General features: G+C 66.3%; 11 protein-coding genes and 2 pseudogenes. 7 read left to right on the top strand and 6 right to left on the bottom strand.

Annotated features, from left to right (window positions below):
- Nucleotide 1: 1 nt before the first annotated feature.
- Nucleotides 2-328, bottom strand: a complete 327-nt coding sequence (locus QF035_RS04070; RefSeq protein WP_307518169.1) for a hypothetical protein — start codon at nt 326-328, stop codon at nt 2-4.
- 267 nt (nt 329-595) lie between these two features.
- Nucleotides 596-1750 (bottom strand): MFS transporter, encoded by a 1155-nt coding sequence (locus QF035_RS04065; protein WP_307530885.1) that lies wholly within the window; start codon nt 1748-1750, stop codon nt 596-598.
- 120 nt (nt 1751-1870) lie between these two features.
- On the opposite strand from QF035_RS04065, the gene QF035_RS04060 reads away from it, so the two are divergent.
- The 5 genes and pseudogenes from QF035_RS04060 to QF035_RS04040 all read left to right on the top strand — a co-directional run.
- The gene (locus QF035_RS04060; RefSeq protein WP_307518168.1) at nt 1871-2638 is read left to right on the top strand and encodes an AraC family transcriptional regulator; all 768 of its coding nucleotides are present in this window, start codon (nt 1871-1873) and stop codon (nt 2636-2638) included.
- 265 nt (nt 2639-2903) lie between these two features.
- Nucleotides 2904-3959 (top strand): LLM class flavin-dependent oxidoreductase, encoded by a 1056-nt coding sequence (locus QF035_RS04055; RefSeq protein ID WP_307518166.1) that lies wholly within the window; start codon nt 2904-2906, stop codon nt 3957-3959.
- A gap of 371 nt (nt 3960-4330) precedes the next feature.
- The gene (locus tag QF035_RS04050; RefSeq protein WP_307518165.1) at nt 4331-5419 is read left to right on the top strand and encodes a LacI family DNA-binding transcriptional regulator; all 1089 of its coding nucleotides are present in this window, start codon (nt 4331-4333) and stop codon (nt 5417-5419) included.
- A 1110-nt stretch (nt 5420-6529) separates the two neighbouring features.
- Nucleotides 6530-8581 (top strand): tetratricopeptide repeat protein, encoded by a 2052-nt coding sequence (locus tag QF035_RS04045; protein ID WP_307518164.1) that lies wholly within the window; start codon nt 6530-6532, stop codon nt 8579-8581.
- Nucleotides 8582-8788: 207 nt separating this feature from the next.
- Nucleotides 8789-8890 (top strand): annotated as a pseudogene (locus tag QF035_RS04040) (IS5/IS1182 family transposase); the annotation flags it as partial.
- A gap of 58 nt (nt 8891-8948) precedes the next feature.
- Here QF035_RS04040 and QF035_RS55650 read toward each other — a convergent pair.
- The 4 genes and pseudogenes from QF035_RS55650 to QF035_RS04025 all read right to left on the bottom strand — a co-directional run bounded on the left by QF035_RS55650 (nt 8949) and on the right by QF035_RS04025 (nt 11402).
- Nucleotides 8949-9257 (bottom strand): pentapeptide repeat-containing protein, encoded by a 309-nt coding sequence (locus QF035_RS55650; RefSeq protein WP_373466923.1) that lies wholly within the window; start codon nt 9255-9257, stop codon nt 8949-8951.
- Nucleotides 9258-9309: 52 nt separating this feature from the next.
- Nucleotides 9310-10152 carry a pentapeptide repeat-containing protein gene (locus QF035_RS04035; protein WP_307518163.1) on the bottom strand — a complete coding sequence of 281 codons (843 nt, stop codon included), beginning with the start codon at nt 10150-10152 and terminating at the stop codon, nt 9310-9312.
- Nucleotides 10153-10690: 538 nt separating this feature from the next.
- Nucleotides 10691-10974 (bottom strand): annotated as a pseudogene (locus QF035_RS04030) (NAD(P)/FAD-dependent oxidoreductase); the annotation flags it as partial.
- Nucleotides 10975-10979: 5 nt separating this feature from the next.
- Nucleotides 10980-11402, bottom strand: a complete 423-nt coding sequence (locus QF035_RS04025; protein ID WP_307518162.1) for an arsenate reductase ArsC — start codon at nt 11400-11402, stop codon at nt 10980-10982.
- A 307-nt stretch (nt 11403-11709) separates the two neighbouring features.
- Between QF035_RS04025 and QF035_RS04020 the strand changes: the two genes are divergently transcribed.
- The gene (locus QF035_RS04020; protein WP_307518161.1) at nt 11710-12018 is read left to right on the top strand and encodes an ArsR/SmtB family transcription factor; all 309 of its coding nucleotides are present in this window, start codon (nt 11710-11712) and stop codon (nt 12016-12018) included.
- A 38-nt stretch (nt 12019-12056) separates the two neighbouring features.
- On the top strand, nt 12057-12842 hold the full coding sequence (locus tag QF035_RS04015) for an aquaporin (protein ID WP_307518160.1): 786 nt from the start codon (nt 12057-12059) through the stop codon (nt 12840-12842).
- Nucleotides 12843-12950: the final 108 nt, after the last annotated feature.

The raw sequence follows: 12950 nt of genomic DNA, 5'->3' as shown, positions 1-12950 counted from the left end.
GTCACCTCGTCCCGTGCTCCCGTTCCCGCGCACCGTCCGCCGGCTCGCCCCCGCTCCGGGCGGCCCCGTGAATCACGAGTGCTGGTTCCAGCGTGCCCCGACCCCTCCGGAAGCGCGACCGGCTCAGCAGATACAGGTACTGGATGAGGGCGGGTCGGGCTGTGGCCTCTTCAGTGGTCTGTGAGGGTTCGAGCGCTGAGGGCGATGCCACATTGACGGCCGAGGCGGACAGGGCGTAGGCGATGGTCGGGGCGTTGCCCGCGAAGCGGAAGGCCAGGGCGCTGGATACCGGCGGCACCGACTGGCCTGCCAGGCCCACGAGCGCCACCGCGTCGCTCCCGACGCGTTGAATTGGCCGGATCTCCTCCAACCCGGGACGGAGCCGCAACGAGGGCGGCCGGTCCCGACGGTTCGCCATAGGCCGTCGGGACCAGTCGGCGCCTGTGCTGTCGAGGTGCGAAGTCTGCGGCGAGGCGGTCGAGGAGACCGGCCGACCTCTCGTTCGTCGTGGCGTGGTCGTCGCTGCGCAGCTCGTCGGGTGCACGGCTGCTCGCGCACCGGGGCGGGGTGCAACAGCGTGCGTCTGATCGGAACGTCAGGGGGCGGTGAGGGGTGTGTCCTCGGCGGGCACCGGTTCGTCCTGGACCGGTTCGCGCAAGAAGGCGGAGAGCAGCATCGCGAGCACCGGCACGGTGGCGAGTACCGCGAGTGCGCCTCGGGGACCATAGTGGGTCGCGATGATGCCCAGTAGCGGCATGAACAGTCCGCCGGCGCTCATCGCGAGGCCGAGAGTGACGCCGGCAGCGGTCCCGGGCCGACTGGGCAAATAGTCCTGGCCGAGCTTGATGAGGACGGCGAACGGGATGTTCGAGATCAGGCCGACCAGCAGCGCAAGCGGCAGCGCGACGTATTTGTCGTCGCAGATCAGCATGAGCCACAGGGCAGGCAGCATGGCCGCGTTGCCGATCTGTACGGTGCGCACCATGCCGAAGTGGTCTGCCAGCCGCCCGCCGAGCAGCGTGCCGGCCACACCGCCGCCGAGTGCAAGTGTCAGGGCGAGACCACCAAGGCCGCTGCTCGCTTCCAGGTGGCGGATCCAGTACAGCGAGATGAAGGTGTTCAGGCCGGTCGAGATGGTGGACCGCACGACCTCGACGGCGGTCAGGGCTGCGAACCGGCCGGGCCGGTCCTTGCCCTGGCGCTGCCCCTTCTTGACCGCCGTATCGGACGTGCGGTTGTGGTGGCGCAGCAGGACGAAGCCCATCAGGACGGCAGGCGGGATGAAAAGCGCGGTCGCGCCCATCCCGAGGCTGTCCAGGGCCGGTGTGACCAGCGCCGGGGCGACGAAGAAACCCACGCTGCCGCCCGCGGCGAAGTAGCTCATCGCGGTGGCACTGCCCCCGGCCGCACGGCGCGCGTCGCGCCCCGCGGGCGGATGGAACATCGCGACACCGACACCCGCCATCAGCAGGAGGGCGAAGACCAGCGGGTAGGAGGGCGTCAGTCCGGACAGGCCTGCCCCGATACCCGCCAGGCTGACCCCCAGCGGCGACATCCAGCGCAGCCGGAACCGGTCGGCGAGAAGCCCGATCGGCACCTGCGGCAACGCGCTGCCGAGCGTCGCGGCAAGGGCCAGCCCCGAAGCCTGCACGTAGCTGAAGTCGCGCTGCAGCACGAAGTAGGGCACTGCGGCGGGTACGAGGCCCTGGTAGAAGTCGTCGACGGCATGGGCGCCGGCCCAAATCCGCATCCGGCGCCAGTGTCCGGTCGGACCACCCGCCTCACGGGGAGTACTCGTTTCCTGGATCGTTGTCACACACTCACGATGGACAGGAACACCCCGGGCGCGCTTCCCGTATTCTGCCTATCCATGTCGCAGATCCGCCACGAGCCTGTCGCGCCGACCGTCACCCGGTTCCTCGGCGGCGGCGAGACCATCGACCGGCACCGCCACGACGACCACCAGCTGATCTACGTCAGCTCGGGCGTGCTCGCGATCACCACGGAACACGGCTCCTGGATCGCCTCCAACGACCGCGCCGTGTGGATTCCGGCGAACACCTGGCACGAACACCGCTTCCACGGCCGGACTCGCTTCCACACCATCGGCTTCCCCGCCCACGGCAGGACACCCCTGCTCGACGCCGAACGCCCCACGGTCATCGCCGTCGACCCTCTGGTGCGCGAACTGCTCATCGCGCTCACCAGTACCACCCTCACGCAGACCGAGACCCGGCACATCGAGGCAGTGCTGCGCGACCGACTACGCCGCGTGACAGCCCAACCCGTTGTCCTGCCCGCAGCCCGCGACCGACGACTGGCCGACGCCTGCCGCCTCGTCGAAGAAGACCTGCACCAGCCCTGCACCCTCGCCCAGCTCGCCGGACGCGTGCACACCAGCGAGCGCACCCTCTCCCGGCTCTACCGCGACGAGTTCGGCATGACATTCCCTCAGTGGCGCACCCGTGTCCGGATCTTCACCGCGATGGTCATGCTCGCCGAGGGCGCCACCGTCACCGACACCGCCCACGCCTGCGGATGGGCGACAACCAGCGCCTTCGTCCAAACCTTCGCCCAGACGGTAGGCGCCACCCCCGGTACCTACCGCGCGGGCATGAGCAAACCGCAGCAGGAATGACGGCCGGAGCGGCGGGGGCGGTCGCGGAGTAGCGCGCGCATGGCGCGGTCCCCAGGCAGCGCGCCGGCGGATCCGACACCAGCTGAATCCAACTCGCCAATCAGGCACGGCTGTCAGGGGCGATACACCTCATTGTGCAAGCCGTTCTCGGCCTTCGGAAAAGTCAGAGCCAGCGGCTTCCCGAACGCACCGTGGCGGGTAGTCATCTCGATGTATGTGCCCGCGGTGGTGAGGTTCTGCCCGGACGACGGAGAGGAGGAATGCCATGCGGACCGGCATCGTCATGCCAGCAGGGCCGGGTGTGGAACACCTGGCCGCCCGCGCGGAGGAGCTCGGTTTCAGCAGTTTCTGGGTGTATGACACGCCGATGGTTCACGGCGATCCGTTCGTCTCGCTCGCGCTCTGTGCCAAGGCCACCCACCGGATCAGGCTCGGCATCGGTGTCACCTCGCCGGCACTGCGCTCCGCCCCCGCCGCCGCGGCGGCCCTCGGCAGCCTCAACGCCCTCGCCCCCGGCCGTATGATCTGCGGGGTCGGCACCGGCAACACCTCCCGCCGTACTCTCGGCATGCGGCCCACGAGGATGGCGGAGCTGGAGTCCTTCACGGCCGCCCTGCGGGATCTGACCGCAGGACGCGAGTCGGAGTACCGAGAGGGAACCCGGTCGAGCAGGGTGCGATTCCTGCACGCCGGCCCGTACGTCAACACCGAGGATCCCGTGGAGTTCGTCGTGGCGGCGTTCGGTCCGAAGGCAGCCGCCGTCGCCGGCCGTCTCGGTGCGGGAGTGATCTCTTTCGGGATGCACGACCCTGCGGCCTGGTCCGCCCTCAGCCCGGCCCGGCGGGCTGCGGCACAGGCCGCGGGCAGCACCGAGAAGACCGAGAAGACACGTTCGTATCTCATGTCCTCCCTGCATGTCCTCGCCGACGGCGAAGACCGCTACGGCGACCTGGTCAAGGACTCGATGGGGCACATCGCGCTGAGCGCACTGATCCTCGGTGTGGAGAACCCCGCCTTCCGCGCGGTCCTCCCCCAGAAGGAGGCCGCAGCCGTCGACCGCCTGCTCCAGTTGCGCGGGACCACACCCACCCACCCCAACCGTCACCACACGCTCTACCACAACTACCTCGGCCGACTGTCCCCCGAGGACCGCGAGCTCATCGTGCCTTCCCTGGTGGACAGGTTCGGCCTGGTCGGCACCAGGGACGAGATCACAGAGCGGATCAACGTGCTGGAGAAGTCGGGGGTCGACGAACTCGTGATCCAGCCCGTTGTGGACCCGGAGACGGAAGTGGCCGAACTCGCGCGGCTACTGGCCTGAGCTGACCTGACGGACGGCCCGCCGGATCCTCCAGCGGGCCGCGCGCCGGACCTCAAGCACGGGACCGCGCCAGACCGCGCGGTGTTCGCACCTTGAAGGAGCGTCATGTTCACGGCGGCCCGACTTCCTTCGTGCTCGCCTCGCCCTGCCGCGCGAGAACCGAAGGGCGCCCCATTCCGTGAGGAGTTCTTGGACACGATCGAGGGTGGCTTGCTGCGTGGGGGAGAAGCCCCCACCTCCGCAGCAGCGACCCCCTCGGCTCGGAGCCCCCGGTTGCCTCACAGACCTGCCCCACCCTAGGGTGAATGCGCTTTCATCTACATGCATGCATCAGGAGAGACGGGGGCCCGACCCATGAACGGCACCGCATCGTGAACGCGATCCCCACGGTGTACGACGTGGCCGAACGCTCCGGCGTATCCATCGCCACGGTTTCGAGGGTGTACCGCAGCCCCGACTCCGTGCGCGCCGCCACCCGGGAACGGGTGCTGGCCGCGGCGGGAGAACTGGGATACGTGCCGAGCGGCAACGCCCGCGGTCTCGCCAGCCGTTCGACCGGCGTCCTCGGTCTGTGCTTCCCGGACTATTCCGACCCGGACACGCTCGGTGCCGAGGACGACGATGCCGCGATGCTCTACTCGGACCAGATCATCCGGGGTATGGAACGCGCGGCCCGTCGGCACGGATACGCGCTGCTGATCGCCGCCTCCCTCGAAGGTGGCCCGGAGAACCTCGTGGCCCAGGTGGCCGGCCGAGTGGACGGCTTCGCGGTGATGGCCCGCACGGTGCCGACCGAGGAGCTCGAAGCGATCTCCCGGCGGCGACCGGTGGTGATGCTGGCCGGTCCTCGCGCGCAGGACCCCTCGCTCGACCACCTCGACCACGTGGAGGTCGCCAACGAGGACGGCCAGTACGAGCTGACCCGCCACCTCGTCCACGACCACGGGCTGCGCCGCCTCGCCTACGTGGGACTCGTCGACGAGTCCCCGGACGTCGAGGCGCGTTTCCGCGGATTCCGCCGGGCCTGCCGCGAGGCCGGGATCGAGACCGCCGCCGCGCCGGCACTGCGCATGCCGATGATGACCCAGGCCGAAGGCGCCCGCGCCGCTGACCTGCTGTGCGAGGGAGACGGCGACCGGCCCGAGGCGTTCGTGTTCGCCAACGACCAGATGGCGGTGGGCGCGCTCCAGGCGCTCGAACGCCGTGGTGTACGCGTGCCCGACGACGTAGTGGTGACCGGCTTCGACGGCATTCCGTTGAGCCGCCTGGTGCGCCCCGCCCTGACCACCGTGCGCCAGCCGATGGTGCGCATGGGGGAGGAGGCCGTCGACCTGCTCGTACGGCGGCTGACCGGACAGCGTCCGGAGGAGCCCGTCTCGCTGATGCTGCCGGTCGGTGTGGTCCGCCGGGCGAGCTGCGGCTGCGACGAGGCGACGGCTCTTTCGACGACGACCGCCTGATCGCCGCCTCTCGGAAGGCCGGTCGCCGACCAGCCTGCGACCGACCGGCCGACTGATTCCCGGGCCCGGCTCACGCTCCCCGCTCCTTGGCTGGACTCGGCCCTCCCTGCGCGGAGCGGCCCTGATCAAGGTGCGCGCACCTCCACGGCCTCCGGACCCACACGGACGTGGGCGCGAACGGACTCACCGCTGCCCCTTCCGCAGTACATGACTCGGTGTCCTGGTCGGCGCCGATCATGCGCATGAACAACGGATGCCACTTCCTGCAGATGTCCAGTTCCGTCAGGGTGAAGTCCAGCGGAATCGGATGGGTAGTCCCTGTCGTAGTCACCGGGCAGGTTCAGGCCGGAACCGCCGGGATCCAGTCCTCGCGCAGGAGTTCGTCCGGGTCTCCGTACTTCGCGGCGACCGCACGGACTTCTGACTACCGGAAAGGTGGTGCGGTTCGAACACTCCCTGGCCCGCGAGCGACCCCGGACCAGTGATGGCATCCGGAATGCACGCGAGGTCCTCGTTTTTCACCGCGCCTCAAAGTGAGGTGGGATGACCATCCCGGACCAGTCCCGTTATGACCTGATCGACTCGATGTCTGTAAGTCAACCGTCAAATCTGCCGTTCATGCTCCGAATGAGAGCTCGTTGTGGTGTCCTGAGCAGTGACGGAAGGACATAGTCAACGACGCTGCAGATGGATCAATCTGGATATGCGTCACGGTTGAGGTCTCGTGGGTAATCTGCTCGCCACAGTGGCACGAGTTCCGGGAGTCACATTGATATTTGAAGCGATGTGGGCCCGTGAAGGGTGCTCCGACTCGCCGATACTGAAGTGCGGCAGCAATTCACAGTACCCAATCGAGCCTTCGAGAGTCACAGGAACGAACTGGCCGAGCCGAATTCGGTTCGAGCTCAACCTGGACATGGGCTCAGTGGATGGAAGAATGCGGGCGTTTCAGGGGGGTCAATGGTTTCAGCAAGGATGGTCACGCGATTAGGCGAGGGACAGCAACTGCCGCGTGGTTGGCTGGTTTACTCGGCAGCCGTTGTCTGCGGAGCGGTCGCTGCCGGGCTTTCCAATATATGGCTCCCGAGCGCCTTCGCAGCGAGTATCGGGGTGGCGGTGGTGGCGGTTTCCGGTCGGATGGCAGATCAGTTGCTGCCCGAGATTGCGCGCGCCACGACCCTCCGTGCATCATGGCCGGAGCACTTGCTGAATGCACGACATCAGGGCTTGCCGCGGGTCAGGGACTTTTCGGACCCAACAGTGCTGGGGGTTCATCCGGTCGGGCCTTCTCCTCGAAGCGACGATCCAGACGGCCAACCTCCATACATCGAACGAGACTCTGATCAATCCCTTCGGGATCACGTGATTAGAGGCGGCTTTATTCTGCTCATTGGCGAATCCACAGCGGGAAAAACTCGATCGGCCTACGAGGCCACGCGCATCGCGCTGCCGGAGTATTTTCTCGTCAGGCCACTTACTCGGGCATCGATCCCTGCCGCCCTCCAAGCAGTGCAGGCGCACAAGCGATGTGTTGTATGGCTCGACGACCTTGAGAACTACCTCGGCCCGGACGGTCTCACGGAGGCGGCCGTGCGCCGCATGACCGGCGAACCCGAGCGCTCCACAGTCCTGGTCGCCACCATGCGTGCAGAGGAACACAGGCGCTACAACGCCAGGGAAGGAAGCCGGCTGACGGGAGCCGACCGCGACCTATGGCGTGCCGAGCGGTCAGTGGTGCAACTAGCCGTACCGATACGCATCGAGCGCCATTGGACGCTGGACGAGTGCGCTCGCGGCCAAGCGCATGCCGGGGATCCCCGCATAGCAAGTGCGCTCACCGCGTGTGACCGATTCGGACTGGCGGAGATCCTTGCCGCAGGCCCGGAACTGCTTGACGCCTGGCGGGATGCCTGGAGCCCTGGCGCCAATCCCCGAGGCGCGGCTCTGGTGACCGCAGCTGTCGATTGCCGGGGAATGGGCCTACGCAGACACCTCCCACTCTCCTGGCTGGAGGAATTACACCAACCGTATCTGGACGCACGTGGTGGAGCCCGCCTGAAACCGGAATCGTTTGAAAACGCTCTGGAATGGGCGTGCCAAGCAACGCATGCCACAACCAGCTTACTCATTGGAGACGTAACTCTGGGCTACACAGTCTTTGACTATCTTCTCGATTCCCCTCGGAAAGCGGCCATTCCAGATCACCTGTGGAATTTCGTGATGCCTAGGGTCACCGCAATTGAGGCCTACAATCTTGGTCTTACCGCACATCGTGATTCCCGCTTCAATCATGCCGAACAAGCCCTGCGTAGGGCTGTGTCGGAGGAAATCCCCGGAGCGGACTTCGCTCTCGCTGTAACTCTGGGAGACGCTGGACAACAGAGAGCAGCGGTAAGCGCCCTACGGGTCATCCTCGCCCACAGAAGGGAAATCGGCAGTACGACGCTCTCGGAAGTCTTCGCCGTACGTCACCAGATTGCCTACTTCATTGGGGAGAGCGGCGATCAGGCCGAAGCAGCAAGCCAGTTCGAGATTCTGGCCAGGGAAACGGAAGCCATCCTCGGGCACCACCACGTCGACACATTGTCGGCGCGACGACAGCACGCACACTTCACGGGCGAAGCCGGTAAACATGCCGACGCGGTGCGCTTACTGAAACCGCTCCTGGTCGACCACATCCGGCTCCTGGGGCGTGACCACCCCCACACACTGGCCACTCGGCGCAGCATCGCCTGGTTCACCGGCCTCGGAGGTGACGTACAGGCCGCAACGACGCAACTGGGTGAGCTACTGCATGACGCGTCCCTGGCTTTGGGAAAAGACGAACCCCACGTACTGGCCATCCGTGGAGCACTCGCCCACTTCACCGGTCGCGCCGGGCGGCCAGAAGAGGCCGCGCAGGTGCTCGACTCGCTACGGCGTGATCGCGAGCGCCTGCTGGGACCGCTGCATCCGCACACGCTGGTGACCCGGCAACAGCTCGCACTCTTCACCGCGCAGGCCGGGCTGTGGAGTGACGCTGTCGGCCAACTCGAACGAGTCGTGTCGGACATGCATCAGGTTCTCGATGTGTCCCACACACATCGACGATCAGCAGAGAAGGCTCTGGAACGCCTCAAACGCGGTGGGCCGGTGTGGCCGCAAGGCGGCGGCTGGGCGTAGACCGACGGCTGCCTCACAGGGACCGGATTGTCCATCGAATCCTGGTGCGACGCCGACGGCACCAGGTCGATCCTCGTGCTTGTCAACGAAGTGAAGCGCGGCTGCGAACCATGTGCGCTGGTGGTTGTGATCGAGTTGGTCGACGACGCGTCCAACGAACGCTCGCTCGGGGGCATTGAGGTGCCGAGGCGGAGTGACGACCAAGTTCGGAACTACAAGATCCGCCGCGACTGTCGGCAACACGGCGACGGTCTCCATCGCGCGGTCCAGGCCGTCGCTCACATGCACAACCTCGCCCTCGCGTCATGAGCGGGCAGCCCCGTTCGCACGCTCTGGCCCGCCCGCGCACAGCCCCGTGCGACACGCTTTAGGACAGATAGGCAGGAAGACGCGTTTCCTCATCTGTCTTTGCCGACGCCACTTGGTGGCTCCGTAGTCCCTTGGCTCCACTAAGGTCCGCGCCGCAGAGATTGGCGTTCTGTAGATCTGCCTTGTCGAGACGGCAGTTCTTGAACGATGCCTTCCGGAGATCCGATCCGTCCAAGTCGGCGTGCCGGAAGTCGCAGTCAGTGAAATCCATTCCTGCGAGCTGTGCACTTCGAAGATTGGTGTGACGGAAATTGACTCCCCGAGTTGCCCAACTTCCTCCTGTGTCCGTGAACGTGGCTCCCTTCATGAAGGCGTAGGCGAAACAAGAATTATCTGTACGGGCGTATTGGAGTTGGGCTTTACGCATTGACGCCACGACGAGTGTGGCATTCCTTATCGCATGTTCGGAGGTCTGCGGAATCCATGTGTAGTCCCCATAGATGGGCTTTCTCGAGGTCAGCCCCTCGGAAGTCCGATTTATTGAAGTCGGCATTCATGAGGTCAAGTTCACGGAAATCAAGCAAAACTAGAGAGCGGTCCGGCAGGCGAATGCGATACACGGCATGGCGGGATGCTTTGGTAACTGTATTGAGGGCGGTCTGCACCTCAGGTGCCATGGGCTCTCCAGGCTCGGGGGTCTCTGCCCACTCGTCCCCTGCTTTCGGGGTGTGCTCCAGCAGATAGTTCTGGAGCACAGTTTGAGCATCTTCACTCTGCTCGGGAGCGTCATGCAGAATCTGCTCCAGGGCGAGGATCCCACCGATGCGCACGTATTGTTTGTCTGAACTGAGGCGTTCGAGCGCCTTAGTGAACCGATCTGTTACTTGGCCGCGCCCCGTCAGTCGGTATGTGCGAGCAGTGTAGATGAGAGCGACAGTGGCGCCCACGGCAACGAGTGATTGGATGACAGCCAGCCTGAGCTGACCCTGGGCTGCCGCTTTTGCGTCCGGAGTGAGGCCTCTAAGGTCTACTCCGATCGTGCCGTCGATCCAATGTGAAAAATCCCTCCCTAGTCCGGTCCGTAGGGCGGTGTAAATGCCAATAGCGACCGCTATCAATGTGATTCTGCTTATCCAGTTCCCTCGTGATCTGTGAGGGATTGGGAACAGCCACCGCTTGGTGCGACCCTTGATCCTGACCTGAACGTAGAGCCAAATAAGGTCCGACAAGCGCATCAAGGCCGAGAGTGCCTTCTTGAGCATTCGGCAATCCAAGCGCACTTCAGGCGGCCCTGTCTCTGAGATCGGCCGAGCTCTGCGTAGGACAACAACATGAGACGAACTCTCTGCCCCCGACTGCCAGGTGCCACGAACGACTGCTGAAGTGGTCGCCCGTCCTTGCCGACGGTGGGGTATCTGGGCCCTGTCCAGGGTTTGTCAGAGTGGTGACCGTGTGTGCGGTAGCCCGTTTCGTCGTGGTGGCGTGGGCCGCGTGCCAGGCGCCCAGCGGCTTCGTAGAACCTGCGTCCGCGTTCTCGTGCGCGCGGGCGTAGGGCGAGGAGACTGGTGGCGGGGTCGAGCAGCCAGCGCAGTGCGGTGATCTTCACCGGGCCTTGCCTGTGAAGGCGCTGAGACGTTGCGCTGCCCTATCGGCGCCGGACGCTTTGGCTGCGTCGGTGAGAAGGGGCAGGAGTTCATTGCATCCCTCTGCCGACAGGCCCGTGAGGAAATCGTGGGGCAGTTGGGCGATCGCCACCCATTGCCGTCAGGGCCCGCCGCTCGAAGCCCTGTCGCAGTTGCTGTCCCCCGTCAGATCGACCTCGATGATGTCGTCGTCGGCCATCTCTGCATCGAGCCTCTCGGCCTGGGCCCGCATGTTCTCCATGAGGACAGGCCCGTCGACGCCCTCGGTAAAGCCGGGGAAGTTCTCGACCTCGGCGGTCGTGGTCAGTGCGCCGCCGACGAATGTGGCGCCGCCGAAGACAGCGGTTTGAGCTCGTCGCGGGCGGTGCAGAGAGCGGCGGTGTATCCGGCAGGGCCGGAGCCGATGACGAGGACCTCGTGTACGTCGTTCGTCGCGGTCACCGTGCTCACGCCTCGCGCTTCGCGTCGATCTCGGCGATCAGGGCCTCGATACGGGTCCGGATCTCGTCGCGGATGGGGCGCACCGACTCGACGCCCTTGCCAGCCGGGTCTTCGAGGGCCCAGTCGAGATAGTGCTTGCCGGGGAAGATCGGGCAGGCGTCGCCGCAGCCCATGGTGATGACGTAGTCGGACGCCTGGACGGCCTCGGTGGTGAGGATCTTCGGCTTCTGGTCGGAGATGTCGACGCCGAGTTCCTTCATGGCCTCGACCGCGGCCGGGTTGACCTGGTTGCCCGGGATCGAGCCGGCGGAACGGACCTCGATCCGGTCGCCCGCGAGGTGGTTGAGGAATCCGGCGGCCATCTGCGAACGCCCTGCGTTGTGGACACAGACGAACAGCACGGAGGCGAGCGGCGGAGTCGAGGACATCGGTTCATTCCTTCGCGAAGCGGATCAAGTGGAGCACTGGTGGTGTCGGGCCCGGCCGGTCAGGCGTGCGGCAGGGAGTCGAGCAGTCCGGTGATGTGGGCGTCGATCTCGTCGCGGATGCCGCGGATGCCGCGGATGCCGCGGATGCCGCGGACTACGGCGGTCGGAGCGCAGGACGGGCGGTGGGGGAGGGGGAGGCAGCCACGGCAATCCCCTTCGGGGTGTGGGCCCCACAGGTGTGGGGATGCGGGTCCCAGGGATCAGTCCAAGCTGGTATCAGCCTCGACTGATGTGACAGTATCAGTGCATGCTGACGTCAGTCGACACTGATCTGATGCGGGTTCTGTCCGACCCGCTCCGCCTGAAGATCGTCACTCTGCTCGCCCAGGAGACGCTCTGCACCACCCACCTGATCGAGGAGACCGGCGCGAAGCAGACCAACCTCTCCAACCACCTGAGAGTGCTGCGAGAGGCCGGGGTGGTGGAGACGGAGCCGTGCGGACGGTTCACCTACTACAAACTCTGCGCCGACGTCATCGCCCGGCTCGCGGGCCAGTTCGCCGACCTGGCCGAGTCCGCCCGTGCCGCCGTCGACAACAAGCGGGCCTGCCCCTGATTCCCGTCGCTCGCCGCGGCCGTTCCAAGGAGTGACTGTTGACCGCCACCCACGAGTCCGCCGCGGAGTCCGTCATGGCCGCCGCCGGCGAGCCGCAGCCCGCACCGGGTGCCACCCCGCCCCGTACACCGCTGACCTCCAGGGCCGCAGCCGAACTGGTCGGCACCGCCGCCCTGGTGGCGATCGTGGTGGGCTCCGGCATCCAGGCCACCGAACTGACCCGTGACGTGGGAGTGCAGCTGCTGGCCAACTCGCTGGCCACGGTCTTCGGACTCGGGGTGCTGATCGTGCTGCTCGGCCCGGTGTCGGGTGCGCACTTCAACCCGGCGGTGACGCTGGCCGACTGGTGGACCGCCCGGCGCGGAGGTGCGGGCGTCACCACCCGGGAGGCCGCCGTGTACGTCCCCGCCCAGATCGTCGGCGCGATCGCGGGAGCCGTACTCGCCAACGCGATGTTCGACGCGCCGCCGGTGACGTGGTCCACGCACGACCGCTCGGCCGGCCATCTGCTGCTAGGCGAGGTCGTCGCCACCGCGGGTCTGATCCTGCTGATCTTCGGCCTCGCCCGTACCGACCGGCTGCGCTTCGCGCCTGTCGCGGTTGCCTCCTACATCGGCGCCGCCTACTGGTTCACCTCCTCCACCTCCTTCGCAAACCCGGCGGTGACCATCGGCCGCACCTTCACCGACTCCTTCGCGGGCATCGCGCCCGGATCGCTCGCGGCCTTCATCGGGATGCAACTCGTCGGCGCCGTGGTCGGGTTGGCACTGGTCGCCCTGATCTTCATGCCGGGCCGAGCCGCCGTGGAGCAGCCCGCCCGATGACGCGGACGACCCACGCTGTGGTGATCGGTGGCTCCAGAGTGCCGATGACTTCACCTCCTTGGGCGGCCACGGCTTCCGGCAGTGACGCGTGATGAATCCTCCGGAGGA

Origin of the sequence: Streptomyces umbrinus (genome assembly GCF_030817415.1) — a bacterium.
In the GTDB taxonomy this organism is placed as follows: domain Bacteria; phylum Actinomycetota; class Actinomycetes; order Streptomycetales; family Streptomycetaceae; genus Streptomyces; species Streptomyces umbrinus_A.
The sequence above is the reverse complement of the archived record's forward strand: the minus strand, read 5'-3'. Positions and strand labels throughout refer to the sequence as shown.